The sequence below is a fragment of the Microcoleus sp. AT8-A3 genome, assembly GCF_036705675.1.
Classification (GTDB): Bacteria; Cyanobacteriota; Cyanobacteriia; order Cyanobacteriales; family Microcoleaceae; genus Microcoleus.
This window is the reverse complement of the sequence record NZ_JAUBVD010000016.1, coordinates 76,083-101,660: the sequence shown is the minus strand read 5'-3', so window position 1 is coordinate 101,660 and position 25,578 is coordinate 76,083. Positions and strand designations below refer to the sequence as shown.

Genomic DNA, 25,578 nt, shown 5'->3' with positions numbered 1-25,578 from the left:
GTTTTACCCGCAATATTTGCTGCAACTCCAAATACAAAAAAATCCGCCCTTTGCGAATTTGGGATAAAAACTTATATACTGTCCGCTAGAACAACCGCAAGAAAATTGGTTCGTAGTGAGGCGGTTCGTCGTCAGAATTCTATGAGGACTTGCATTCCTCGCTGCGTACCCATAATGCTTAAATTACTTGACATGATATTACGCGATCGCGATCGCACAAACCGAGTTTTTTTACCCGGTTCAACAACTGCAACGAGGTTTGTTCGTTCATCAAACCCCCTTTCTGTCTCCAACACGGCTAATCGAGATTCATATTACAGCAACCGCCAACATGGTTCCTGTTCTGTTTTTTCCTTCTTCCTTCTTCCTTCTTCCTTCTTCCTTCTCCCTTCTTCCTTCTTCCTTCTCCCCGACATCCGTTACATCTCGCGCCAGCGAATCCGTTGCCGAACTTCCTTCAACATCCCTTATTAATTACTTCCACCACGGCGATTGCGTAACTTTCGTCCAGCAGCCAGCATAGCGCCTCCCGCCATCAAACCCCCCACAGTCATCGGTTCGGGAACCGGCTCAGGTTGAACCGTCTCCAGAGAACCGCCTTTAATAAATACAGCAGAATCTAAATAGCCATCGCCCACATCTTTAATGCGGATGCTGAGAACATTCGTCTGATTTTGCTTGAGCAAACCCTCAAAACCTAAAACTTTAGTAAAACCGTCGAGCTTAACGATGTTAGCAGCAATACCTGTCCAACTTGGGTTGTCAATATAGTCGGGGTGATCTTTAGAGCGATTATATGGATCGGGAACAAGATTATTAATCGTAACAGTTTTTCCGTCGCTCAATTTTGCCAAATTAGTGCCGTTCAGCAGCAGTTCAAAATTGTCATTATATTTATTAGAACCGCCGAACTCAGGAAACTCCTCAGAAGCAAATACATATTGAAAGAATAACTTTTGAACAGTGCTATTAGCAAAAAAGCTGAGGTTTAGCTGAGTCGTATCCCCTTGTTCACCCTTAGCACCAAAATCCGTGCTTAAATCGCTGTCCTCTGTCGTGAAGTTATCTTTCCGATTCTGACCCGGTATATCGGTGACTCTACCAGTGCTCAGAACAACACCTGATGTCAAACCGAAGGGGTCATTAGTGAAAGTACCAAAAGCAGCAGAATTACCCGTAATTGAAACAGAAAAATTACTCAAGCCGACTGTATTAGCTCCCAATAAATTATTTTTCAAAGTCTCAGTGTTATTCGTTGCCCCTACCGAAAATGCCATGGCTGGCGCTGCCAACAAACTCAGAGCAGTAGTTAATGTAGCTGTTAAGGCAGCATTTTTGTGAGTAATTATCATAAATTTTTCCTAAAAGATACAAACCTGATTCTCTGCACACCTTAATTTTTACATTATATAACTATTAATGTCTAGTAGCTTTACAATAACTTTACATATAAGTAGATTTACGCTTTGTGTGGTTATTTTTTTTTGTAGTTATTGGCAGTTTGTCAGCCTATAAACCTCAGCGCAAAAATACGGAGGCAAAAATACAAGTACACAGACTAATAATTTTATCCCTTACGCACTGGCAACCCAAAAAACCTGGTTTTGATACCGTTGGGACTCTCCAAAATGACTCATGACTAATAGCTAAGGACTCATGACTCATGAAAGATGACTAATAGCTAAGGACTCATGACTCATGAAAGATGACCTCGCCCAAAAAAACCATACAAGCCCCCGATTCCTGTCGTAGAGAGATCAAAATTTTTGACCCTAGTTCAATATCCCAGATTGATCTCTGGAGTAAATCTAAAATCCTTCGACTGAGTGCGACTCGACGGCGCGTCGAAGTCTAAAATCTCTAATCGACTGACTGTTGACTAAAATCCCCTTGCTTCTCCTTCGCCGCGCCGATCGGCAGCCCCTTCCAACCAACCATCCGCAGTCAGGACGATCGCATTGGCATTGCCCCAGCCATCACCTTCGACAATCTGGTGTCCCCGCCGCCGCAACTCCGAAAGCGTCGCAGCCTCAAAACCTCCCCGTTCCACCATCAGGCGATCGGGCAGCCACTGATGGTGAATCCTCGGTGCGGATACAGCCTCACCAACATTCATGTCGTAAACCAACACATTCAGCACAATTTGCAACACCGTAGTAATAATCGTGCTGCCTCCGGGAGCCCCCGCAGCGAGGCGAAATTTGCCATTTTCTGTCACGATGACCGGCGTCATGCTGGATAAAGGAGTTTTCCCAGGGGCGATCGAATTTGCCTCCCCGCCCACCAAACCAAACAAATTCGGCACTCCTGGCGCCGCTGCAAAATCATCCATCTCGTTGTTGAGCAAAATTCCCGTACCTGCAGCCACGACTCCAGCCCCAAAACCGCCATTCACTGTAAACGTCAAAGATACCACATTGCGCTCTTTGTCAACTACCGTGAGGTGGGTAGTTTCGGGAGACTCCCACAGGAGACGGTTCAAAGTTTCAGCGTCAACAGCTTTTACCTCGCTGGAGGGTCTGGCTTTTGACATTTGGATTTGCGATCGTCTCAATTTGGCATAATTGGTGCTAGTTAGAGCTTTGACTGGTACACTCACAAAATCCGGGTCGCCCAAATACTCAGCCCGATCGGCATAAGCAATCCTCATACTCTCCGCCAGCAAGTGCAAAGTATCTGGACTTTGCCTTCCCAACCTCTTGAGATCCGTATCTCCCAGAATATTTAAGATTTGCAACAAATGAACGCCGCCGGAAGAAGGAGGCGACATCGCGCAAATTTCGTAACTGCGAAAGTTGCCACAAACCGGATTTCGCCAAATCGGCGTATAGTTTTTCAAATCTTCGAGAGTGATAATGCCGCCATTTTTAGCCATGTCGGCGGCGATCGCCCGCGCAATGTCCCCGGTATAAAAACTCTGGGGATTTTGTGCAATCTGCCGCAAAGTCCGCGCCAAATCCCGCTGCACCAAAAGCTCACCCGGCTGGTATAAAATGCCACCACGAGTAAAAATCTCCCGCGCCGCCCGGTTTTTTTTGAGCACCTCCTGTCGTCGCCCGGTAGCCGTGGTAAACCGCGAACTTACCGGAAAGCCTTTTTCAGCCAGGGCGATCGCCGGCGCCACCACCTGTGCCCAAGGCAACTTACCATACTCGCGGTGCACCGTATAAAGTCCAGCAACAGTGCCCGGAATACCCGCCGCCAAATGCCCGTCCAGACTTGCCCTTTGGCGCACCTTCCCTTGCTTGTCGAGGTACATATCCCGCGCTGCCCGTTGCGGAGCTCGTTCCCGGAAATCCAGCGCTTGCACAGTCCCCGTTTCGGCCCGCCGCAGGAGCAAAAAACCCCCGCCGCCGATACCCGCCGAAAAAGGCTCCACCACCGAAATCGCCAAAGCAGTAGCAGCCGCCGCATCCACTGCATTACCGCCCTGTTGCAGCAGGGCCAGCCCCGCAGCGCTCGCCAGAGGGTGAGCGGAAACTGCCATCCCCTGTTTGCTGCGCTGCTGCTGCAAGGTTGGCTGTAGCTGTTGCTGGCAGCCACCCAACACCAAGACTGTTAGGCAACAAGTATAAATTCGTACTTTAATCAATAAATTTTGCAACATTTTTTACGGGTGAGGCGAGGGTTTTTTATCAGAAGATTGGGTTTAAAACCCCGTCCTTTTACGACGGCTTTTTCCATTTCCAAGTAAAGTAACACATCCATCTAAACAAATGAATATGGTACAATAAGCCCGGTAAGCTCATCTAATTTGGTATAGAACCCATTTGACATCTTGGAGGGTGCGAGTCGATCGCCCGTTGTCTGTCGATCGCCATAAATATCTCAAATGGGTTCACAAGAACCGCTATTGACAGGATGCTCCTTTATATCTTGCCCCTAAAGTCAATCGATTTTAGATTTTAGATTTTAGATTTTAGATTAAAGAATTGACTTGCGCCAGATAAATGCGGGGGCTTGAGGATTTTCGATTTTGGATTGATTCCACGGATAAATCACGTGGCGGGTACCACATGAAGAAATTCGTGGTCAAGTACAATTTATAGAAGCCATTTGGGATCTTTTCCCTCATCAAGTTATAATAACGCTCTGCGATCGCGGAGGGTGACAAGGGAGCATCTCAATGAAAGCAGACTAGCTATAAATTAGAGTTTTGAGGCCATCTTGCTGCGGGGCAGGAGGAAAAAGTCAGAAGGAAGGAGCCAGAAGAAGTGTTTTTACAAATATTAAGATGCTCCCGAAAGATCGGATGAGTAGTACGAATACTCAACCCCTGCGCTTTAAGATTGATGGCTAACCAACTTGAAAATATCAGTGAGTTGCTTTTCGGTTTTCAGTGCCGAGATAAACCAGTTCAATCCTTCAGGTAACGTCAGCAATTACTCCAATCAGCTTAGTTGATTTTTCCGAAAATTAATTCACCCTGATTAGCAAGGGGGATGCGAGGAGGATCTCGCCCGGAATAAACAGTTTTAACCCAAGCGTAAGCTGTTCGGCATTTAAAAGACGATAGTAGGGTGCCCAGCGTACAGAAGTGTTTCCCTTGTAAGCGTAAGTGTTCACTCCTGACGCACCATACAAACTCGTTAGTGGTTTAAATGCTCCACAGCTTATTGAGTTAAAACCGACTCAAAACTCAAACAGAAAATAAAAGAAAATATCCTCATCAGCCCTCATAGCGAGGACTTCCGCTTTCAGACAGGGATTTTTAACCCCAGGCGGACTCAACCGCATTTGCCAATGATGATTCCGCAAACCGAACCTCCACAGACGGATAACACCCTAATGGAAGCATTAACATCGCCGTTACGTTTCGTTACGATAAGGAGACAGAGAGAAAAACCTCTCCTTCGTAAAATCAGAGGTAGCCATTATGAACGGTACATTTCGCGTCGGCAACCTGTTTGGGATTCCCTTCTTTGTCAACGCATCTTGGTTTTTAGTTCTGGGTTTAGTAACCTGGCAGTACGGCGGCGCATTAGCTGCCCTGTTTCCCACATTGGGCCCCGTAGCGCCCTGGATGCTGGGATTATTCACAGCGTTACTGTTATTTGCTTCCGTCTTAGCCCACGAATTAGGACACAGTTGGGTAGCCATTAAACAGGGAATTGGCGTGAAATCGATTTCGCTATTTCTGTTTGGCGGACTGGCTAATTTAGAAAGAGAATCCAAAACCCCAGCCGAAGCATTTTGGGTAGCCATTGCAGGCCCGTTGGTTAGCTTATTTTTATCCGGTTTGTTAACAGCCATAGGCATCGGTGCTGGACTCACAGGCCCCGCAGCAGCCATCGTGGGACTTTTAGCTTCCATCAACTTAGTTCTAGCCTTATTTAACTTAATTCCCGGTTTGCCCCTCGACGGTGGCAACATCCTCAAAGCAATTGTCTGGAAAATTACTGGCAACCCTTACAAAGGTGTAATTTTTGCTAGCCGCGTCGGTCAAATAATTGGTTGGATTGCCATTGCTACAGGCGTGTTCGGCAATATTTGGAATTTAGTAATCGGTTGGTTCTTACTGCAAAATGCCGGTCAATCGGCCCAATATGCCACAGTCCAAAATCAACTGGCAGGCCTGACAGCCGCAGATGCTGTTACCCCCGAAAGTCCGATCGTCTCCCAAGACTTGTCCCTCAGAGAATTTGCCAACAACTACGTTATCGGTAGCACTCAAACCTGGCGCAGGTTCCTGGCAACAGATGATGCCGGACAATTGGTAGGGGCGATCGACCTTGATGACCTCAAAACCATTCCTACCGGACGCTGGCCCGAAGTTTTAGTCAAAGAACTCCTGAAGCCGATCGAATTTTCCACCACAGTCAAACCAGAATTATCCCTCCTTGAAGTCGTCACCCTTCTGGAACAACTCAAAGTACAAGAACTCCCCGTCATTCGCGAAAACGGTGTCCTAGTAGGACTTGTAGAAAAAGCTGAAATTGCCCGCCTGTTACAAAGACGAGCCGAAGCGAACCCTGCTTGATATCCTCAGATACTTGACAAATAAGAGTTAACCCCCTCGATTTACCCTTACCAAAAGGGCGATCGGGGGGGTTAACTTTAGCTTCAAAAAAGTCAAGTCAACCACTCAATTATTAGCAGTAAATCAAACATGATTATCATAGTGTATTGAGAGTCTGAACGAACACCTTATGCCATCTCATGACTCTTGTGGCAGCAGCTAAAATAACTGTTCGGGGAGCATCTATGCAGAACAGCTACTTTATAGATAAGGTGGGCTTCGGCGCACTCGAAAGCTCAGCCCCCTATCGCTCAATTTCAGCAATCAAATCTAGTATTTTTTGATAATCAAAATTATATAGATGATTCCTCAGAACTTCCGCAAAAACATCATTATCGCTGCCGATTTCCTCAATAGTTGTGGCAATCAAATCGAAGTCAGCCTCACGGACTGCCTGTTTTAGAGTTCTCGCCCATTCTGGGGAAACTTTCGGCTTGGAGTCCAGCGTAAATATTGCAGCACTATCAGATATTTTTTCTTGTACCATACTTGAACTCGGCGATAAATCCTTGACTTCAACATATTTATTGATGACTTCACCAGCACCCGTTGCGGTAACAACTTGAATATCAAACTTGAAGACAGTCCCTTGTCCCACTTCGCTCTCGACGGTAATGTCGCCCCCCATTAATCTTATGAACTCGCGGCTGATATTTAATCCTAAACCCGTACCTGTTTGAACTTTTTTTTCAGATGCAGTTTGCACCAATAATTCAAATATGCTTTCTAATTTGTCCGGGAAAATACCAACTCCTGTATCTGCTATTGCAAAGGAAATAATGACTGTATTTTGAGTTTTCACAAAATCAAAATCTTCGTTCAATATAGGCTTAATTATTTGTTTTTTATTCGGATCCACAGTAACTGAAACTGAACCCGAAGGGGTGAATTTAACCGCATTATCTAATAAGTTAATTAGCACTTGTCGCAACTTAACATCATCAGTTTGCACGTATTGGGGAACATCGGAAGAGCAGTCAATAATTAATTGCAATCCTTTATTTTTTGCCGGAATTTGAAACATATTTTTCACGTCCCCCAGCAAGCGGTACAAGTCAAAAGTTTTGGCGTTGAGTGTCATGCGGCCAGCTTCTATTTTAGATAAGTCTAAGACTTGATTGATCACTTGGAGCAGGTGTTCTCCGCTGCGGCGAATAATTTTGATATTTTCTTTTTCCGGCAAAGTTAAATTAGTGCTGGGTTCCATTAATTGAGCGAAGCCGAGAATGGCGTTGAGGGGGGTTCGCAATTCGTGGCTCATGTTGGCGAGAAAGAGGCTTTTAGTTTTGTTGGCAGCTTCTGCGGCTTCTTTGGCTTGTTGAAGTTCTTGTTCTGCTTGTTTGCGATCGCTCGTATCAATAATTATGCCGTGCCAGACAATATCTCCATTTTCGCGCAATTCTGGTCGAGAATAACCTTGCAGCCATTTGAGTTTTCCCGATGCTGTCACAATCCGCCACTCGTGGGAAAATAGTTCTAGATCAGTGGCACTTTTGACAATTGCCTCGAAGTGACTGGATCGATCGTCCGGGTGCATTTGTTCGTAGAGTAAAGCAGAGTTGTTCTGGATTTCCTCCGGCTCTAATTCTTGAATCTCTCGGCATCGAGGACTGATATATTCCATCTTGACTGATCCGTCGGGATGCTGCACGAATATGTAAAGTTCTCCCGGAACAGTGTTCGCTAATTTGTGAAACAGAGCTTCGCTTTTTTGCAGGGCTAATTGTGCTTGTTTGCGATCGCCAATATCAATCCCAAATCCAAACAAGAAATCCAGGTTGCCACCTTCGTCGAGCACCGGTGTGCCGTGCCACTCCACTAACAAAGTCCGATCGTCCGAAGTGAGAATGCGATGTTCGTTAACCGTTTGCTCCCGCGCTGTTACGCCCGTAAAAATCGAATGCAATCCGGCTCGATCGCTTGGGGGTACAAATGTCGCTAAGTAATCTTTGCCTGCAACTTCTGTGGCAGTATAGCCCACCGCTTCCAGCATACAGTTATTCGCCAGCAGGATTTTACCCTCAGAGTCGATCGCCACAAAAAAAATCGGAGAATTTTCGATAATCTTTAAGTTAAAGTCGCGCTCTTGACGGATAATTTTTTCAGCTTGCTGGCGCTCCTCAATTTCGAGCTGCAAGCGGGCATTGATCGAGGCTAGCTCGATCGTGCGATCGACTACTTCAATTTCCAGGGTACGGTTGTAGTCAGCCAATATTTGCTCTGCGTGTTTGCGAGCCGTAATATCTTTAAAAACATTAAGAACATAAAGGATATTCCCCCCACCGTCAAACACCGGCAGCGCTCGCACTTCCAAACGAATATTTTTCCCATCCAGGCGAATATCCATATCTTCAGCAATCACCTCGAAGCCACTCAACGCCCGTGCAAACGGCATTTGATCTGCCGGGTAAAGTTGATCGGTTCCTGTTATATAAGTTTGATAAGCTTCTGCTAGCTCTGTTGCGGTAGCATCGGGCATTTCTCCCCTACCCAATATCTGCTCACCCGCCGAATTCATGAAAATAACTGCGCCACCCGGAGTCATCGCCGAGACTCCAACAGGCAAATTTTCTACCAGTTGGGCAAATTTTTCTTCACTTTCTGCCAAAGCTTGAAAAGACTTTTTCAGTTGAGCAGCCATCTCGTTGAAAGACTGGGCTAATTCGCCGACTTCCTCAAGCCTACTGACAGCCACAGCGCGATCGAACTCTCTGGCGGCAATATCTTTAGCTGCTTCATTGAGCCGCAACAGCGGCAGCGTTACCCACCTAGCTGTCAGCACTCCAGCAATTGTCGATAGCAGTAGCGCCGCCCAACAAAGTAAAATTGTAGTGCGCGTATTTTTGTTAATTTGCCCCATGAAATCGGATTCGGGCACTGCGATCGCAATCAGCCAGTTCAAACCGTAAACATCAGAAAACGGCAGCACTTCCACAAAATATTCCTGCCCGTCTCGGCTAAATTGCAATTGCTGTCGCTGCTTAATGTCGCCAAAGCCCCCGAAGTGTTCGTACAAATATTTAGCTGCGGTGCGAATGATAGGAGTTTGGCTGTCTAAAACATTCAGCCGCTGCAGTTGCGGGTTTCCCGACATCTTTCTAAAGGGTGATTCTTGACTTGAACTGGCAATCAGCAAGCCCGATCGTTCGATCGCGAAAATTTGTCCCGTTTTGCTAAGCTTGATGCGATGGAGATATTGCTGAAGCTCCGAGAGCGAAAAGTCTACGGCACAAACTCCCAGCAATTTACCATTTCGATCGCGAATTGGTTGGCTGGCAGCAATAAAAACAGTCCCAGGAGTAAAACCTCGATAAATACTCGTCCAAATCGGTTTATTAGCTGCGACAGCTTCTTTGTACCAGGGGCGGAGACGGGCATCGTAGGTTCCGGGTTCTGCCTTTAATTTAGCGGTGCGAGTGCCGTTGCCGTCTGTAGCGTAGTATATGTTCTGAAAGTTGGTAGACTTGTTCGCCGCGACAATTTGCAAGCTGCGATCAGTGGGGTTGCGCCAAATGCCGAGATATTCTCCTGATTTTTCAGCACCGAAGGAAATCCATTGAATGCTTTTAAAAGATCGCATTTGCTGCCAGAGGAACTTCTCTCCCCGAGGCTGGGGCTTTTCTAACTGTAAGTTTAATTCACCGCGCTCGATCGCCGAGGCGTTAAGTTGATTTACCCACTGGGTAGGTTCGAGAAAAGAAATCAGCTTTTCTTCAACTCTCTTTCCCGTCTCCGCGATCAATTTCTCGGCGAGCTCTTCGACTGCTTTGTCTCCGTTGCGAAAGGACAGATACCCGACAATCCCAACGGCTGCGACGATTTGCAGCACAAAAGAGGCCACTAGAAGGTGACGCAGGGGGATTTTTATTTGGTGTTGAGAAGTTTTGCTCGCGAATCGGGGCAACGGCATAGGCTGGTGACTAATTGCTCCCTAACACTTTAACTGTTCCAGCCTGTAATTTCACTTACGGGCGATCGAGGTGTTTCCTTGCCCTCAAAACCCCTCCCACACAGACACAACTCATGAGCAAGCACGAAACTTATACAATTTTAGATTTTAGATTTTAGATTTTAGATTAAGGATCGCGACTTAAATAACTTACAATTTTAATTGTTATTGTGGGATGGGCTCTTATAGCCCGTCCTTAAAAGACGGGCGGGACGCCCATCCCACTTTCAAGAGTGGAAGTTATTTAATTCTCATTCCTAAATAATTAGGGATGAATGAGGAAGCACGTGCTTTGGAGTTTGCCGACACTTGCATTATTTTTTTTTAATTTTAAACGGGTATTACGCACTCTTGGCCCAGAATACCTCCGCAATTTTCTTGCTTTGTTAGGTTTCGTAGCTCAACCTAACCTGCTTCTTGCCTGGAACCTCGACCATCGAAACTTAACATTCATCCGTTAAATGCGCTATACAATCCCTTGGTGAGCATCCATGCGTTACATCCGTTAAATCCCGTACACAATCTGCGGCAGAACTTCTCTTCAACAGCTACGCGGAAAATCCCCCGCTTGTCCAAACGGATATAGCGAGGGGCGAGAATAGGTATTCTCGCAAAATATAAAGTGGTGGCAGTGGCTTTTGTCGAGCCATTGCCATCTATAGAAGCCATAGTGTTTTAGGCTCACAGAAAGATTTCAGAGCCAATTCTCTGCTCGCAGTCAATGCTTGAAGTCAAACCAACCTGTTCAAGCAAGAAGTCAAAGCAAGTCGTAAAAGCCTAGGATTCTTCTTCTTCGCGATCGATTTGGCGCAGGTGAATGTGCTTGCGTCCCAGAGAGATTTCAAATTCATCTCCCGGCTGGAGTTCCATCTGTTTGGTGTAGGCCGCTCCAATCAGTAAGTTGCCGTTAGATTGAACGCTAATCCGATAGCTGGCAGAGCGTCCGCCGCGTCCGTTGCCGTTTTGCTTCCCGTCTAGCTGAATGCCTTCTGCATCAATCAGCGCATTCAGGAATTTCATCATGTTGACCCGTTCTACGCCGTTCTTGGTAACGGTATAGTAGCCACAGGCTCTAGCTTTTTCTTCCTTGGTAAGGTTCTCTAGGTCTTTGACCTTTTTGATCAGATCTTCGCCTTCAAGGGGTTCGATATTTTTCTTTTTAGCCATTTACTGAGTCCTGAAATATTCAACTGGTGTACGGATTTTTTCTCGGTAGGTTTTTGGTTTGACCAAGAAACTTTAGCTTTATAGCTGGTCGTAAAACTATATTACACCGATCGGCTCAATTGTTAACCACTATTATCTAAATATTTTTAACAACCTGCAGTCTTTCTTGAGGAGTAGCAGCAGCAGGTGCGAGCAATCTCTAAACTCGGTAGCATAAGCTATCACCTATCAGCTAGCTGAATATTTGCCCCGCTCTTAAAATCCCATGAAGTTAACCACACGCGGACACTACAGTGTCAAAGCATTACTGGATCTAAGTTTGCAACCTCGCTTCGGCCCGACATCGGTGAAATCGATAGCGAAGCGACAGGAGTTACCGGCTCCTTATCTAGAAAAATTGCTGATTGAAATGCGACGAGCCGGTTTAGTCCAATCAGTTCGGGGTGCCCAAGGTGGATATCAATTGGCCCGCCAGCCCGCTCAAATCTCTTTAGGACAAATCTTAGAGGCTGTAGGTGAAACTATTGAACCTTTACCTCGACATTTTCCCGACGCGACGCAAGCAGAGGACTGGGTAACATTCAGTTTGTGGAACCGATTGCACAAAAAACTTGCCGAAGCGCTGTACAGTATTTCCCTCGAAGACTTATACTATGATGTCCGCAGTTGGCAAGCGGCTCTTGGGGAAGAAACTAGCTTTATCATTTAAATGGTAAGTTCATTCATTCGATCGGCAGCAAGCATACATGGACGCAACACTTGTTACTTACTTTGGCGGCTGTCACTGCGGTGCTGTCCGCTTCCGTGTCGCCGTTGACAAACACCAAGCATCTGATTGCAACTGCTCTATCTGTAAAAAGAAGGGATTTTTGCACCTCATTGTGCCACCGGAACGTTTTACCTTGCTCAGTGGCGAAGATGTTTTGACAACCTATACATTTAATACAGGAACCGCTCAACATACTTTCTGCCGAATTTGCGGCATTCACTCGTTCTATCGCCCCCGATCGCATCCCGATCATTTCGATGTCAACGTCCGCTGTCTTGACGACGATGCCATCAAACACTTTGAGATTCTACCGTTTGACGGTGTTAATTGGGAGGAGAACGTACACTTGCTGGGCGACTACAGTAATCTCAGCAGTTAGAGCAACCACGCCTGATGATGATGAGGTTTTGAATTGCTCAAACCCTTGCCTTTATTGCTTCTTCCTTCTTTCTTCTACTATAAAATCGCCCCTCAAAAAATCAAAGTCCGCAAGGGTAGCAGGAGTTAAAATCTGCTCTCTGGGGCGATAACTCCTGCTGTGACAATGAAGGAAGATGCTTCGAGTCCCCGGATTCATCCGTGGAGCGAGAAAAAAGATCCTCGCTCCCCATCGCCAGTCCCCGGATCTATCGGTGGAGTCGCTTTCTTCAATTCTAAAATCTAAAATCTAAAATCTAAAATCTAAAATGGATTGACGGACTATCAAGTTTGACACAATATATAATGATGCCGGATGAATTTCCTGTTTTAATTTTAGCTGCGGTGTTGGATTATTCGATCGGCGATCCTTGGGGTTGGCCGCATCCCGTGCAGGCGATGGGTTGGGCGATCGACCGTTATACTCGACTTGTCTTTAATATATGGAATAATCCCGCAGGCAAAATGCCTGAAGCCGGGGATAGTCCCGCTGGCGAGCAGCACAAACTGCTGCTGCGAGGTGCTGGTACAATACTAGCGATCGGGCTGATTGTAGGCAGTTATACTGTCAGTTGGTCGATCGTCCAAGCTGCTAGTTGGGTGCATCCTCTTTTAGGTATTGCCATACAGACCATTTTGCTGGCAAGCTGTTTTGCAGGTCGCAGTTTGAGGGCGGCAGCAGAGGATGTGCTAGCACCTTTAAATGTTGGAGATTTAGTCAAGGCGCGAGAAAGGTTGAGCCTTTACGTCGGCCGGGATACCGAAAACTTATCCGAGCCAGAAATTCTGCGAGCATTGTTAGAAACTGTAACAGAGAATGCAGTCGATGGCGTGACAGCACCGCTATTTTATGCCTTACTTGGGTTCGCTCTGCCACATCTATTATTAAGTGTTACCGGTGCGCCGATCGATCCTAACTCGATGTGGGCGAGTGCTATAGTCCCCTTGGCGATCGCTTACAAAGCAGCCAGCACATTAGATTCTACGATCGGCTACAAAGAAGCGCCATACACTGATTTAGGATGGTTTAGCGCCAAACTAGAAGACGTGCTGACGTGGATTCCTTGCCGGCTAACAGTGATTACTTTAGCCGTTATATCTGGCAAACCGATTTACATTTGGCAAATTTGTCAGAGAGATGCTGTTAAAGATGCCAGCCCCAATTCCGGTTGGAGCGAGTGCGTTTACGCCGCCATCTTGGGAGTGCAACTAGGAGGTACTAATTCCTATCGCGGAGTTCTCAAACACAAACCGCTGTTAGGCGAGCCGGTTCACCCGATCGCAGCGCCGCTAATTTGCCAAGCATTGCAATTAACTCGGTATTGCTTTCTGATTTGGTTGGGACTATCATTGCTTTTTTATACCTTATTATGTTTGAGCCGCTAACTGCTGACTGCACCCGACCACAGATACCAGCTCTCAGCAGGAGTCTGGGAGAGCAAAAAAGTTTTGACGTTAGTAGTTCCCACCCCAGATTCATCTATCAAGTCAATCTAAAATCTCAAAGCTCAAATCCCAAATCGTTCCACTCCCAGATTCATAGACGAGCAATTGCACAAATCTTTGATTGATACATAAACCGCAGATAATGGCAGATACACACAGATAAACGCAGATAATTTGCGAGGGAGAGCGAATGAATGCAAGATGTCTCATTTGTCAAGTCAGTCTAAAATCTCAAATCTCAAATCTCAAATCTCAAATTGTTCGATATGCCAACAGCCAACAATTAGCTCGCAGCAACCCATGACTAAAATTATCCAAATTTTATCCCCTGATGAAGTGAGGCGCACTCTCACCCGCGTCGCTTCCCAGATTGTCGAAAAATCAGGGAATCCCTCGGAGTTAGTGCTGTTGGGCATTCATAGTAGAGGAGTGCCTTTAGCTCAAATTTTGGCAGATCAAATTGAAGTCCTCGAACAAGTCAAAGTATCCGTGGGCGCTTTGGATATTACCTTTTATCGAGATGACTTGGATCGAGTTGCGATGCGGACACCGGCTAAAACAGAAATTCCTTTCGATTTGACGGGCAAAACCGTGGTGTTGGTAGATGACGTTATATATAAAGGCAGAACGAGTCGAGCGGCTTTGAATGCGGTAAACGATTACGGGCGGCCGGAGAAAATTTGGTTAGCGGTATTAGTCGATCGCGGCCACCGAGAAGTACCGATTCAGCCGGATTTTACGGGTAAAAAGTTGCCGACTGCAAAGGAAGAACAAGTTAAGGTTTACGTTCAAGATATCGACGGGCGCGACGGAGTGGAGTTAATTAAGGGATAATACGATTTTAGATTTTAGATTTTAGATTTTAGATTGGGCACAAATGACTGTTAAACAATGTCCAGCTAAATAAACTACTTAGGGTGCGCTGTAAGTAGCGCGTCAAGCCACTTTTTGCGTCCATCACCGAGCAAAATACTTCGTTTCCGCCCGCTGACAACGTAAAAAACCCGGTTTCTACCAGAATAGGGGCTTTTGGGTAAGCAATCCTCTAGGAAGAAACGGGGTTTTTCGGGCGCTGAGCGTCCTAAGTTATTAAAAATCGGCAGTGCAGGAGTTGAACCTGCCTGGGGCGAATTATGAGTTCGCTGCCTAAACCGCTCGGCCAACTGCCGTTAAATCGATTTCTTCGACCTAACTCAAAATGAATTATAACATAATTTCTCAGTCCGTGCTAGAACTAGAGAACAAAAATCAAAATCTTTAGAGCGGCTGAGTCCCGATCGCCTGTTAGCCAATCTTAGGCAAGCCGATCGACCGGACAAAGCAGTTTCTAGGACTCGGCATAAACTTATAGGCAATGGCAGTGAATTCGACGGTAGTGCTGACTCTAATTCTGCTCGCTCTCATGTTTGGAGCAGGCGTGACGAGTTCTGTTTGGGGATTTACTATAGGTCGCGAAGCCTTGCAAGGAACGACTCAACCCGATGTTCGTCCCAGCAACAATGCTGGCAGCGGCAAGCCTGGAAAGACCGCTAGCAAAGACCAAGTGAGCATTTTGAAAGAAAAAGACATTCTCACAACCGTCAAAGCACGGGTAGAAGGTCGCGATCCCGAAAAAACGGCCGGGGCAAATACTAAAACAGAGAAGGCAAGCTCTAAAGCAGCCGCGGCCAAAAAACCGGCGGCACAAAATGCCAGCGCCAAGTTTCCCCTGAACAGTCGCGACGGGGGAATAACTCTGGAAGTGAGCGCGTCCAGTCAGCGCAACAATTCCATGCTGCTAGACGTGAGCATGAAAAATGAAGGCTCCCAAGCTGTGAGGTTTCTCTACAGTTTCTTGAACGTCACTGACGATCGTGGCCGGGCCCTGAGCGCGACTGCCGAGGATTTGCCGTCGGAACTCCCCCCCAACGGGCAGGTGTTTTACGGTACGGTGAGTATTCCCACAGCTTTGCTAGAAAATGCTAAGGAAGTTTCGTTGACGCTGACAGATTATCCAGGTCAAAAACTTCAGTTGCAAATATCTGGCATTCCAGTGGCGAAGTAATATAAAAGAAGACCAAACCTGCAGACTGATTCTCAGGTTTGATCGAGAAAGTTTTTTTAGGGAGCATTGTGTCACTTTTAGGGGCGAGAGTGCAGGAGATATCTGATTTACCCGCGATGAGTTGGACAGAGGTGCTGTCGCGGTTGCTGTCAGTGCTGTTGCTGATTGCGATTAATGCTTTTTTTGTGGCGGCTGAGTTTTCGATGGTGACGGTACGCCGATCGCGCATCAATCAGTTAGTGGACGCTGGCGACGTTGCAGCTTTAACTGTGCAATCTTTGCAGCAAAGTATTGAGCGATTGCTCTCAACAATGCAGTTGGGAATCACTCTTTCTAGTTTAGCTCTCGGCTGGATTGGGGAAAGTACGATCGCCGTGCTAGTGAGAATGTCGATCGGCTATTTGCCACTGCCAATTTACATCAAGTCGGCGATCGCCCATTCTTTTAGCATATCAATAGTAACTTTTTTGTTGCTAGCTTACCTGCAAATCGTACTGGGCGAACTCTTTCCCAAATCTGTAGCCTTACTGTATTCCGAACAGTTAGCCAGAAGTTTAGGGCCTCCGAGTTTATTGATTGCCCGTTTGTTCAAGCCCTTTGTGTCGTTTCTCAATCAATCTACTCGATCGCTCTTGCGGTTTGCGGGCATCGAATACGATCTAAGGCATCGACCGGTTACTCCCGAAGAACTGCAATTAATTATCGCTACTTCCAGCGAATCCAGCGGCTTGGAAGCAGAAAAGCGAGAATTGCTCAACAACGTGTTTGAATTTGGCGAAGTTTGGGTAGAAGAAGTAATGGTGCCGAGGCCTAGCATTGTCGCACTTCCCAAGACGGCCACCTTTCAAACTTTGCTCGACGAAATGGCGATTTCTAACCATTCCCGCTATCCCGTGACGGGAGATTCTTTAGACGACATTATCGGCATTATTGGCTTCAAACAACTTGCGAAACCCCTAGCTGAAGGTTTGCTATCTCCCGACACGCCAATTGTAACTTGGATGGGTTCGGTGAGGTTTGTACCGGAGATGATGCTGCTGGGGGAACTGCTGCCTTTGATGCAGAGTTCGTCGGAAGAAATTGCGATCGTAGTTGATGAATTTGGTGGCATTTCCGGGTTAGTGACGCTGAGGGATTTGATTGCGGAAATAATCGGCCGCAGCTACGAGTCACCCGACAGCAAAGAAATTGCTTTGCAAGTATTGGACGATCGCACTTATTTAGTGCAAGCGCAGTTAAATTTAGATGATGTGAATCAAATATTGAATTTGGATTTGCCAGTAACTGACGAATATCAGACAATCGGAGGTTTTCTGAGCTATCAGTTGCAAAGAATGCCGGCTGCTGGGGAAGTTTGGCGCGGCGAAAATGTGGAACTTACGGTTGTTTCTGTGTCCGGGCCGCGCTTGGATCAACTTCAAATTCACTTGTTGGAAGGGGCTGCGGGCGATCGAACTTTAGATGGAATTGCAGCAGCGGATGAGGAAGTTGTGGGGAAAGGGCGAAAGAATAGCGGGGTGAGTAGTGTGGCGAAATTTTCTAGTTGAGAATATTTTAGCGAATACCTAGATAATCTACTCGCTCGAAGTCGCTGCGTACTAAATCATCTAACGTCGGGCCTTTGGGGCGTAAATTAATGCGATCGCCAACCTTCACATTTTCGTAATATGCGTAGGGAATATAGATATCTTGCTCCTCCATAAAAGCGTAAGTAAAGCGAAAGGCACTGTCAATGTCCTCAGCTTTAACCTCACGAAAGTCAGAGAGGAATAGGAGATCCATTTCTTCCTCAAAGTACAGCATCTCCGCAAATGCACCTCTGTCGTAGCAGTTATAACCAATGTAACCGCAAGTGTCGCTGCATTTGTAGTAGATGGCGCGAGTGGATGGGAAGCTGGAAAGAGTGATCGCATCTCCTTCTCCAAATACAAGGGAACCGGGATGATGATTCAGTTGCTCAACGATCGTCCAAGGGTGTCCTCGGAACTGAAATACAATATAGCTTTCGGCGGTAATTTCGATTTCGCGATCGTAGATATCCCGTTCCCAGACATCCGCGCGTCTCGCCCTACTAAGCTTTTGCGCCACTGACTCAATAGGAGCGCGAACGAGAAGTAGATTTTGGTTTCTGTCAATTGTTTCAATACCTCGGCGCTCTTCAATAGACATAATTTTTAGCTTGTAAAAAACAATCAATAATTAGTCTACCTCTTTTTCAGACTCTAGCGAATGCTCAGGAACAACCAGGGTGCTTTATAATTGATTCATCAGGTCAAGTAAATAGACTCGATCCTTTATGCAAGCGAGATGAACAGCAGAAATTAAAGAATGCCATGAAAGCTCAAGAACTTTATCAACAAGGATTTGACCTCGGTCGCAAAGGACAGTATAAGGAAGCAGTTGAAGCTTTTACTCAAGCAATTAATCTCAATCCTGATTTTGTAGAAGCTTATATTTACCGTGCTTATGCTCGGACTGGAACTGGAGACCAACATGGGGGAGTTAAAGATTTTCAGAAAGCTATGGATATCTACAGGGCTAGAGGACGATCAGACATAGCTGATCAGCTTTTAGTCCCATTGAATACGCTGCAAAATGAAATTAAGGATGAACAGGAAGACCAGGGTCAACCGGAAGTTGAGGATGAGCCGGAAGACAAATAAGCAGCCTACTGATTCAAAATAAATTAAGGAATGCGATGGAAGCTAAAGAACTTTATGAACAAGGATTTGACCTCGGTCGCAAAGGACAGTATAAGGAAGCTGCTGAAGCTTTTACTAAAGCAATTAATCTTAATCCGGATTTTGTAGAAGCTTATATTATCCGTGCTCGTATGCGAGCTGTAATTGGAGAAAAACAGGGGGGAGTAGAAGATTTTCAGAAAGCGATAGATATCTACAGGGCTAGAGGACAATCGCAAATAGCTGATATGCTTTTAGTCCCATTGAATTCGCTGCAAAATGAAATTACGTTCGGACAGGAAGACGAGAGTCAACTGGAAGTTGAGGATGAGCCGGAAGGTAAATAAGCACTCGGATGATTCAAAACTAACTAAGAATCAATTTTAAAAATTTTAGTCATGCAGGACTTACCCATCAAAACCCAAGAAACCGGGTCTTTGGCAGTTTCTGCCATCTGTAACATATTCTTGCGAAAAAACCCGGTTTCTGACCAGGAATTTCTTGATGGTACAAGCCCCCGGATTTATCCGTGGAATCAATCCAAAATCGAAAATCTAAAATCCTCAAGCCCCCGCATTTATCCGTGGGGTCAATCTAAAATCTAAAATCTAAAATCTCAAATCGATTGACCACCCGCTGCGATGCTTAGAAACCGGGTTTTTTACCGTTTCGGCGGGCGAAGCGAAGAGACTCGAAAAAACCCGGTTTCTGGGCCGTCGTGCGTAAGTCATCTTTAAGCGTAAGGCACCGGATCTTTCAATCCCAATTCCTCAAAAGCAGCCAGCCGCAACCGACAAGAATCGCAAACGCCACAGGCATTTTCCCCGCCTGCATAGCAAGACCAAGTTTGCTCCCAAGGTACTCCTAATTTGTTGCCTAATTGAATAATTTCGGTTTTTTTAAGTTCGATCAAAGGTGTTACAATATTAATAGCTTCTCCTTCTCTTCCCTGCTTTGTTCCTAACCGAAATACTTCCTGCATGGCTTGAATGTAATCGAGGCGGCAGTCGGGATAGCCGGAATAATCTAAAGCGTTGACGCCGATGTAAATACGATCGGCTTGTAGAGTTTCTGCGTAGGCGAGGGCAAAACTGAGAAAGATCGTATTTCTAGCTGGAACGTAGGTAGTGGGGATGTTTTGAGACATTTCTCCAAGAGTGCGATCGCGAGGCAATTCCATCTCATTATCCGTCAAAGCGGAACCGCCCCACAGTGTTAAGTCAAAGTTTACTATCTGATGTGCCTTAACCGCTGCCGAAAGTGCGATCGCCCTTGCTGATTCCAACTCCCGCCGGTGTCTTTGATTGTAGTCAAAGGAAATAGCGTAACACTCGCAGCCGTCGGCTTTGGCTTGATACAAAACTGTTGAGGAATCCAGCCCTCCCGACAATAAAATAACTGCTTTCACTTAAAACATCCTCACTTGAATTCGCTTTTATATTTATATCAAAATAGTTGCAAATTGACAATATACCAAGGCTAAATGATTTTTGAAACCTACATATTACACGATTGTCAAGAACGGGCTCTCCGGCCCGTTCCACAAAACTCAATTAACTGCTTTCCCGGCTCTGCCTAGTAACGAGTAGAAAGAAAATTCATCTTTTGTGGAACAGGCCGGAGAGCCTGTTCTTGATATTCGTACAAAATGTCAGATTTCAGTTGCTAATAAATCATCGAGTTCCCGGTAATCGGGCAAAGTTGTATCAATTTCTTTACCCTGCCGCAAGACTGTACGATCGCCCTGCGCTCTAGATAACAATTCGCTGAAATTACGCGCCTTAAACAAAATTAAATCTGCTGGTAAACCAACTGCAATTCGTCCTAACTTCGGCAATCCCATTAAATCTGCAGGAGTCTTTGTCACTGTACAGGGCCAGTCTCCATAGGGCCTATCTAAATGAGCGATGCGGACTGCCATATTAAAGACTTCCAAAACATCATGATCGCCAAATCCGTAAAACGGATCGCGACAATTGTCGCTAGCAACTGCAACGGGAATTCCGGCTGCTTTGAGTTCGTGCAGCAGTGTCACTCCTCGCCAGCGAGGTGTACGCTGAGATTCTCGGTCTTGCAGGTAAAGGTTGCACATCGGCAAGCTGACAATGCCAATATTTGCTTCCTTGACTAATGCGATAGTTTCTGTTACTAAATCTGGCGGTTGTACAGCTAAACTACAGCAGTGTCCGCAGATGATTTGACCGGAAAATTGATGGCGGATGGCGGTTTTTGCGACTTCCCGCAGTGTTACTGAATCTGGATCGTCGTTTTCGTCGGTGTGGAAGTCGAGGTTTAAATTTCGTTCTTTGGCTAAGGCAAAAACTCGATCGAGTTGTTTGTCTAAATCGGGGTTGATATAGGCGACTCCGCCGAGAATGCCGCCGGTTTGGGCCATGCGATCGGCTAATTTTTCGCCGGCTGGTGTCAGGAAATAGTCGAGGGAAACCAGGGAAACTGCTTGCAAGATCAGCCGATCGCCCCATTCGGCTTGCAGCGCTTCAAATACTCCCCAACTAACGGTTCCCTGTTTGCCCGCGCTGTCGATGTGAGTGCGGATAGCCTTGGTTCCGTGGGCGTAGCTGCACTTGAGTCCGAACTCCATTCGCCGATAAACATCCTCTGCATTCCAGTTTTTTTGAGCGTCAGCGCCCACTGCTTCGATCGCGCTGGCAAAAGTTCCATCGGGATTGGGCGATCGTTCCCAAATGTGGCCTTTGTCTAAATGCGTGTGCATATCCACAAAACAAGGCCAAACTAAGCCGCGGTGCAAATCTACAACTGGGATATCTCCATAGGAGGATACAGGTTTTCTACCTACTGGGATAATTTGGGCGATCGTCCCTGCTGCAATTTCCAAATCCACCAAACAAAAATTGTTCTCACTCCCCGTTGTCGCCACAGTAGAAGCTGACGAGGCGATCGATTTCATCTCTAGAAGAGACGTGGGTACGCGACCATTTTTGAGCAAATAATTAGATGTACTTGGCAACATTAATTTTGTGAGTTAGTATGTATTTTCTTGATAATTCAGCACTACCAGTTGTAACTATAGCAACCCTTGCAGGAATTGTGAACATCTCTCTTTTCCTCTTTCTATATTTTATAGAGGCTCTGCGTCCTCTGCGCCCTCTGTGGTTAGTTCAAAAAAATCTCATGCACAAATGAAATAGAATCGCTAAAGAAACTTGAATTAAATATGTAGCTTTGTTGTTGGTAGTGCAGCCCCGATCGCTGAAGCACAAATATAAAATTTTTATATTTTTGAAGAAACCGCGCAAGTCAGCTTCACGAGTTTTGCTATGCCGGATACTTCCAGAGCCTGAATCCTTTTGCTATCATAAATCACTGCTTCAAATTGCAATTTCACTTTCAACTAACAGCAGCATCCATAGCAAGATCCCAAAAAAACTGTGTCAAAACCCAAGCATATAGTTTTAACATCCCATCCCGACAGATCCGGCACAAAACCTCATCCCATTTACTGGGGAGAAATCGATCCCCTGAAACGGGGGCCTGTGATTGGTAGCCTCACCAAATCGTCTCACCGGAATGCGATCGGCACTCATTCGGGTTCCTACTCTGTTTATCGTGCGCTAGCAGTTGCGAACGGCGCACTCCAAGCAGATCACCGCCCCGATTTTACCAACACCTCTCCGGCCGCACACATCGGGCCGCACCCGAGTTGGGGCGATCGCAATTTGATTGTTTCTCTCGATCCCTTTGGGGGTTTGGTTAGCGAAGTTTATACTTCATTTCTCCAGCAGGGATACGATATTCGACCGACAATTGCTGTCACTAAAGCTCACATTAATATGCCGGAATTGCAAGATGCCATCGCTAAGGGGCGAGTGCAAATTGATGGCAAAATAGTCAAAGCAGGTGGCAATTTAGCAGTAACTAAAATTGCGATCGATCCGGTGTGGTATTTGCCGGGAATTGCGAGGCGAATCGGCGCCCAAGAAAGCGTTCTCCGCCGTGTCCTGTTCGAGCAAACAGGCGGAATGTTCTCGGATTTAGTGACGCGGCCAGATTTACACGTTTTCTTGCCACCAATTGGCGGAACTACGGTTTATATTATTGGCGATGTCGGGAATATTTCTGACACCGATAAGCAGTTGGCGGTACGGGTACACGATGAATGCAACGGTTCAGATGTCTTCAGTTCGGATATCTGCACTTGTCGCCCTTATTTGGTACACGGGATGGAAATTTGCATCCAAACTGCACAATCCGGCGGTTCTGGGGTAATAGTTTACTTCCGCAAGGAAGGGAGAGCTTTGGGGGAAGTGACTAAGTTTTTGGTGTACAATGCCAGAAAACGGCAGGAAGGCGGCGATCGAGCTGATGCCTATTTTACGCGCACTGAATGTGTTGCGGGAGTTCAAGATATGCGGTTTCAAGAACTAATGCCAGACGTGCTGCACTGGTTGGGGATCTCTCGCATTGACAGTTTAGTTTCTATGAGCGATATGAAATACAATGCGATTATCAATTCTGGCATTCAGGTGGTCGATCGCATCCCCATTCCTGAAGATTGGATTCCTGCAGACGCACAAGTCGAAATCGTCGCCAAAAAAGCCGCCGGCTACTACACGCCTGACCCTGTGCCAGATGCTACAATTCTTGCAGAAGCGATCGGACGCGATTTAGGAGATTGAGAGGGCTAAGACGCGATCGGACGCGAACTATCGCGTCTTGGCCACATAAAATTATTGCTGGTTTTTGATCAGTCAGGGTAGGTTATGGCTAATTTGCGTTCTAGTGTGATCGTAAAAACAGATATTTGTGGATATACCGCCAGAGTCAAAAAATTATCTCAGTCGGACTTAAGTAGTTTGTTAAACGAGCATAAAACTTTTGTTTCAGATATTAGCGCCAGAAATGAAGGCAGCGTGATTAAAGGGGAAGGTGATTCATTTTGGATAATTTTTCCCAGCGTCACAGCAGCGGCGGTAGCAGCCATAGAAATGCAGCAAGAATTGAGAGCGCAACAATCTAGCAAGGCGAACGACGAACGATTGGCTATTCGCGTGTCGATTACATTAGGAGATGTCTTGCATCAAGATAAAGATATCTTTGGCGATACGGTGAATTTAACAGCGCGCATAGAATCAGTAACTCCGCCGGATGAAATATATTTGTCCCAAGCAGCATGGCTAGCGCTCAACAAAGCAGAAGTGCAAACGTCTTTTGTCAACGAGTTTTCTTTGAAAGGGATGAGCGAACCTGAAAAAGTTTACAAAGTTGACCAAAGTTACAAAACGCGAATTATCAAGAATCAAGCAATAATTAAAGCAGATTTGAGAGGTTTTATAGCCTATCAAGAATCTAATTCGATCAAAGATGTGGAATATTTGCTCACCAACTTTGATACTTTTGAAAAAACAATTTGCGAAGAATACGGCGGCACAATTCGGAGTATTGTTGGCGATTCGCATTTGTTGACTTTCCCGGAAGCTCACTCAGCCTTAGCGGCAATGGAAAGTCTGTGCGAGAATTGGAAACTTTTTATTGACGCCAATCAAATACCTTGCGGCTTGTCGGTGGGAGTTGCTAAGGGAAATTTATATATATTTAGGTCTTGCACTTACGGAAAAGATATTCACATAGCCGACAGGCTGGAAGATTTAAGTAAAATAGTATGTCCGGGTAGAGAAAGAAATTCGGTCATAGTTTCCGATCAAATAAAACGCGAAGTCAGCGGGTCTAAGTGGGAATATAAGCTGATCAAAATCGATAAAAATGCGATTTTAGATAATCTTTTAGATTACAGTCAGTTTGACTTTTTTCAAGAAAATGATGTTTACCGCTGTTTGGTAGTATGAACTTGGGCAATAGTGAACTTGAGACTGTAGAATATCTGAGAACGCCGGCTGCTATTCGTCAAAAGTGCGATCGGCTTTTTGATTTAGCCAGCCAGGACAAACTTCGCTACTTCCGCGTCGATTTATCCCAACTCGACAAAGCAGCAAATTATGTAATTGACACAACGCGCCAACAGTATCCTGATTTTAACATTCCCTTTCACAGTCGCTGGCGACATTTTGAAGCCGGCAACTTGTCGCGAATCGCCGAATTGGATGCAGCAATAGCCGAATTTGCACTCATAGAGCAAGCTAAGATCAAATTTGATTTAGCCATTGTCAGCGTTTTGCTTGATGCCGGTGCTGGTGCAGATTGGCAGTATTGCGAATCCGAAACCGGACAGGTTTACCGCCGTTCTGAAGGGTTAGCAATAGCCAGCTTGCGGATGTTTTGTCAAGGTGTTTTTTCCAGCAATCCCGATTTTCCTTGGCAAGCTGATTTTCGCGGACTTTCTCAATTAAAACTAGAAGCCTTAGCTGCTGGATTTCAGGTAAGTCGAGACAATCCGCTAGTTGGTTTAACAGGCAGATTAGAATTATTGCAGCGTTTGGGGAAGGCGATTTGCCAGCATCCATTATTATTTGGTAGCGAAAACCCGCGTCCCGGCAATTTGGCAAAATACTTGCTCGACAGTCGGGTTTCGGGAGACAAAACTGTGAATGCTACTGAAGTATTGAGCGCTGTTTTGACAGGTTTTGGGGAAATTTGGCCGGGAAGATATGCAATTGGTGGCGTTAATTTAGGCGATGTTTGGCGGCATCCGGCTTTAACAGGAGAAAATCTGGGAGATGAATTGGTGCCGTTTCACAAACTCTCGCAGTGGTTGACTTATTCGCTGTTGGAACCGCTGCAAGAAGTTGGTTTAGAAGTCGCGGGATTGGATGAGTTAACGGGATTGCCGGAGTACCGCAACGGCGGTTTGTGTTTGGATATCGGGCTGCTGCAGCCCAAAGATTCGGCTATTTTTGCACAGAGTTACTTGCCTGGTTCGGAAGTTATAGTAGAGTGGCGATCGCTGACTGTGAATCTTTTAGATAAAATTGCCGCTGCTATTCGAGAAAAGCTGCATTTGAGTGCGGAAGAATTGCCGCTGGTGAAGATTTTGCAAGGAGGAACTTGGGCGGCGGGGCGGAAAATTGCGGGCGAATTGAGGCCTGGTGGAGTGCCGCCAATTCAGATTGAAAGTGACGGGACTGTGTTTTAGAGGGAAGAAGGAAGTTC

Annotated in this window: 20 protein-coding genes and 1 tRNA gene; 12 read left to right on the top strand and 9 right to left on the bottom strand. The window is 46.0% G+C overall.

The window, feature by feature from the left end:
• Positions 1 to 470 precede the first annotated feature (470 nt).
• Complete coding sequence (locus tag QUB51_RS12300) at positions 471 to 1,352, bottom strand: choice-of-anchor L family PEP-CTERM protein (protein WP_333055039.1); 882 nt, start codon at positions 1,350 to 1,352, stop codon at positions 471 to 473.
• 527 nt (positions 1,353 to 1,879) lie between these two features.
• On the bottom strand, positions 1,880 to 3,607 hold the full coding sequence (gene ggt / locus QUB51_RS12295) for a gamma-glutamyltransferase (RefSeq protein ID WP_333055038.1): 1,728 nt from the start codon (positions 3,605 to 3,607) through the stop codon (positions 1,880 to 1,882).
• 1,269 nt (positions 3,608 to 4,876) lie between these two features.
• On the opposite strand from ggt, the gene QUB51_RS12290 reads away from it, so the two are divergent.
• Positions 4,877 to 5,980, top strand: a complete 1,104-nt coding sequence (locus QUB51_RS12290) for a site-2 protease family protein (protein ID WP_333261775.1) — start codon at positions 4,877 to 4,879, stop codon at positions 5,978 to 5,980.
• Between the two features lie 283 nt (positions 5,981 to 6,263).
• On the opposite strand, the gene QUB51_RS12285 is transcribed toward QUB51_RS12290, so the two are convergent.
• The 3 genes from QUB51_RS12285 to QUB51_RS12275 all read right to left on the bottom strand — a co-directional run bounded on the left by QUB51_RS12285 (position 6,264) and on the right by QUB51_RS12275 (position 11,135).
• Positions 6,264 to 9,848, bottom strand: a complete 3,585-nt coding sequence (locus QUB51_RS12285; protein WP_333261778.1) for a PAS domain S-box protein — start codon at positions 9,846 to 9,848, stop codon at positions 6,264 to 6,266.
• Positions 9,849 to 10,418: 570 nt separating this feature from the next.
• A complete protein-coding gene (locus tag QUB51_RS12280; RefSeq protein ID WP_333208803.1) occupies positions 10,419 to 10,637 on the bottom strand; it encodes a hypothetical protein in 219 nt (72 codons plus the stop codon).
• A 108-nt stretch (positions 10,638 to 10,745) separates the two neighbouring features.
• Complete coding sequence (locus QUB51_RS12275; RefSeq protein ID WP_015179394.1) at positions 10,746 to 11,135, bottom strand: AbrB family transcriptional regulator; 390 nt, start codon at positions 11,133 to 11,135, stop codon at positions 10,746 to 10,748.
• 265 nt (positions 11,136 to 11,400) lie between these two features.
• Here QUB51_RS12275 and QUB51_RS12270 point away from each other — a divergent pair, with 265 nt between their 5' ends.
• The 4 genes from QUB51_RS12270 to pyrR all read left to right on the top strand — a co-directional run bounded on the left by QUB51_RS12270 (position 11,401) and on the right by pyrR (position 14,601).
• A complete protein-coding gene (locus QUB51_RS12270; protein WP_190656033.1) occupies positions 11,401 to 11,844 on the top strand; it encodes an Rrf2 family transcriptional regulator in 444 nt (147 codons plus the stop codon).
• Between the two features lie 37 nt (positions 11,845 to 11,881).
• Entirely contained in the window at positions 11,882 to 12,283 is a 402-nt protein-coding gene (locus QUB51_RS12265) for a GFA family protein (protein ID WP_333261781.1), read from the top strand.
• A 344-nt stretch (positions 12,284 to 12,627) separates the two neighbouring features.
• A complete protein-coding gene (cbiB, locus tag QUB51_RS12260; protein ID WP_333208867.1) occupies positions 12,628 to 13,707 on the top strand; it encodes an adenosylcobinamide-phosphate synthase CbiB in 1,080 nt (359 codons plus the stop codon).
• Positions 13,708 to 14,067: 360 nt separating this feature from the next.
• Positions 14,068 to 14,601: a bifunctional pyr operon transcriptional regulator/uracil phosphoribosyltransferase PyrR gene (pyrR, locus tag QUB51_RS12255; RefSeq protein WP_333055026.1), complete on the top strand. Its 534-nt coding sequence runs from the start codon at positions 14,068 to 14,070 to the stop codon at positions 14,599 to 14,601.
• 262 nt (positions 14,602 to 14,863) lie between these two features.
• Here pyrR and QUB51_RS12250 read toward each other — a convergent pair.
• A tRNA-Ile gene (locus QUB51_RS12250) sits at positions 14,864 to 14,936 on the bottom strand.
• A gap of 185 nt (positions 14,937 to 15,121) precedes the next feature.
• Between QUB51_RS12250 and QUB51_RS12245 the strand changes: the two genes are divergently transcribed.
• On the top strand, positions 15,122 to 15,811 hold the full coding sequence (locus tag QUB51_RS12245; protein ID WP_333055025.1) for a hypothetical protein: 690 nt from the start codon (positions 15,122 to 15,124) through the stop codon (positions 15,809 to 15,811).
• Positions 15,812 to 15,879: 68 nt separating this feature from the next.
• A complete protein-coding gene (locus tag QUB51_RS12240; protein WP_333261784.1) occupies positions 15,880 to 17,358 on the top strand; it encodes a hemolysin family protein in 1,479 nt (492 codons plus the stop codon).
• Positions 17,359 to 17,365: 7 nt separating this feature from the next.
• Here QUB51_RS12240 and QUB51_RS12235 read toward each other — a convergent pair whose 3' ends face one another.
• Positions 17,366 to 17,980: a hypothetical protein gene (locus QUB51_RS12235; protein WP_333261787.1), complete on the bottom strand. Its 615-nt coding sequence runs from the start codon at positions 17,978 to 17,980 to the stop codon at positions 17,366 to 17,368.
• Between the two features lie 164 nt (positions 17,981 to 18,144).
• Between QUB51_RS12235 and QUB51_RS12230 the strand changes: the two genes are divergently transcribed.
• The gene (locus QUB51_RS12230; protein WP_333147054.1) at positions 18,145 to 18,474 is read left to right on the top strand and encodes a tetratricopeptide repeat protein; all 330 of its coding nucleotides are present in this window, start codon (positions 18,145 to 18,147) and stop codon (positions 18,472 to 18,474) included.
• A gap of 35 nt (positions 18,475 to 18,509) precedes the next feature.
• Positions 18,510 to 18,839 (top strand): tetratricopeptide repeat protein, encoded by a 330-nt coding sequence (locus tag QUB51_RS12225; protein ID WP_333208794.1) that lies wholly within the window; start codon positions 18,510 to 18,512, stop codon positions 18,837 to 18,839.
• Between the two features lie 386 nt (positions 18,840 to 19,225).
• Here QUB51_RS12225 and queC read toward each other — a convergent pair whose 3' ends face one another.
• The gene (queC, locus tag QUB51_RS12220; RefSeq protein WP_333208792.1) at positions 19,226 to 19,900 is read right to left on the bottom strand and encodes a 7-cyano-7-deazaguanine synthase QueC; all 675 of its coding nucleotides are present in this window, start codon (positions 19,898 to 19,900) and stop codon (positions 19,226 to 19,228) included.
• A 243-nt stretch (positions 19,901 to 20,143) separates the two neighbouring features.
• Positions 20,144 to 21,484 (bottom strand): cytosine deaminase, encoded by a 1,341-nt coding sequence (locus QUB51_RS12215; protein ID WP_333261791.1) that lies wholly within the window; start codon positions 21,482 to 21,484, stop codon positions 20,144 to 20,146.
• A 418-nt stretch (positions 21,485 to 21,902) separates the two neighbouring features.
• Here QUB51_RS12215 and QUB51_RS12210 point away from each other — a divergent pair, with 418 nt between their 5' ends.
• From QUB51_RS12210 to QUB51_RS12200, 3 genes are all read left to right on the top strand, one after another.
• On the top strand, positions 21,903 to 23,150 hold the full coding sequence (locus tag QUB51_RS12210) for a GTP cyclohydrolase II (protein WP_333231889.1): 1,248 nt from the start codon (positions 21,903 to 21,905) through the stop codon (positions 23,148 to 23,150).
• A gap of 84 nt (positions 23,151 to 23,234) precedes the next feature.
• Entirely contained in the window at positions 23,235 to 24,317 is a 1,083-nt protein-coding gene (locus tag QUB51_RS12205) for an adenylate/guanylate cyclase domain-containing protein (RefSeq protein WP_333055017.1), read from the top strand.
• Entirely contained in the window at positions 24,314 to 25,561 is a 1,248-nt protein-coding gene (locus tag QUB51_RS12200; protein ID WP_333208785.1) for a URC4/urg3 family protein, read from the top strand. Before QUB51_RS12205 ends, QUB51_RS12200 begins: the two co-directional genes overlap by 4 nt.
• Positions 25,562 to 25,578 lie beyond the last annotated feature (17 nt).

Excerpts from the sequence above, each read along its gene's own strand:
- QUB51_RS12245 (WP_333055025.1), top strand. The coding sequence starts at position 15,122 with ATGGCAGTGAATTCGACGGTAGTGCTGACTCTAATTCTGCTCGCTCTC.
- cbiB (WP_333208867.1), top strand. The coding sequence starts at position 12,628 with ATGATGCCGGATGAATTTCCTGTTTTAATTTTAGCTGCGGTGTTGGAT.
- QUB51_RS12280 (WP_333208803.1), bottom strand. The coding sequence starts at position 10,637 with ATGGCTTCTATAGATGGCAATGGCTCGACAAAAGCCACTGCCACCACT.
- QUB51_RS12205 (WP_333055017.1), top strand. The coding sequence starts at position 23,235 with ATGGCTAATTTGCGTTCTAGTGTGATCGTAAAAACAGATATTTGTGGA.
- QUB51_RS12275 (WP_015179394.1), bottom strand. The coding sequence starts at position 11,135 with ATGGCTAAAAAGAAAAATATCGAACCCCTTGAAGGCGAAGATCTGATC.
- QUB51_RS12265 (WP_333261781.1), top strand. The coding sequence starts at position 11,882 with ATGGACGCAACACTTGTTACTTACTTTGGCGGCTGTCACTGCGGTGCT.
- QUB51_RS12235 (WP_333261787.1), bottom strand. The coding sequence starts at position 17,980 with ATGTCTATTGAAGAGCGCCGAGGTATTGAAACAATTGACAGAAACCAA.
- QUB51_RS12215 (WP_333261791.1), bottom strand. The coding sequence starts at position 21,484 with ATGTTGCCAAGTACATCTAATTATTTGCTCAAAAATGGTCGCGTACCC.
- QUB51_RS12290 (WP_333261775.1), top strand. The coding sequence starts at position 4,877 with ATGAACGGTACATTTCGCGTCGGCAACCTGTTTGGGATTCCCTTCTTT.
- QUB51_RS12300 (WP_333055039.1), bottom strand. The coding sequence starts at position 1,352 with ATGATAATTACTCACAAAAATGCTGCCTTAACAGCTACATTAACTACT.
- QUB51_RS12270 (WP_190656033.1), top strand. The coding sequence starts at position 11,401 with ATGAAGTTAACCACACGCGGACACTACAGTGTCAAAGCATTACTGGAT.
- QUB51_RS12225 (WP_333208794.1), top strand. The coding sequence starts at position 18,510 with ATGGAAGCTAAAGAACTTTATGAACAAGGATTTGACCTCGGTCGCAAA.
- ggt (WP_333055038.1), bottom strand. The coding sequence starts at position 3,607 with ATGTTGCAAAATTTATTGATTAAAGTACGAATTTATACTTGTTGCCTA.
- QUB51_RS12200 (WP_333208785.1), top strand. The coding sequence starts at position 24,314 with ATGAACTTGGGCAATAGTGAACTTGAGACTGTAGAATATCTGAGAACG.
- QUB51_RS12230 (WP_333147054.1), top strand. The coding sequence starts at position 18,145 with ATGAAAGCTCAAGAACTTTATCAACAAGGATTTGACCTCGGTCGCAAA.
- pyrR (WP_333055026.1), top strand. The coding sequence starts at position 14,068 with ATGACTAAAATTATCCAAATTTTATCCCCTGATGAAGTGAGGCGCACT.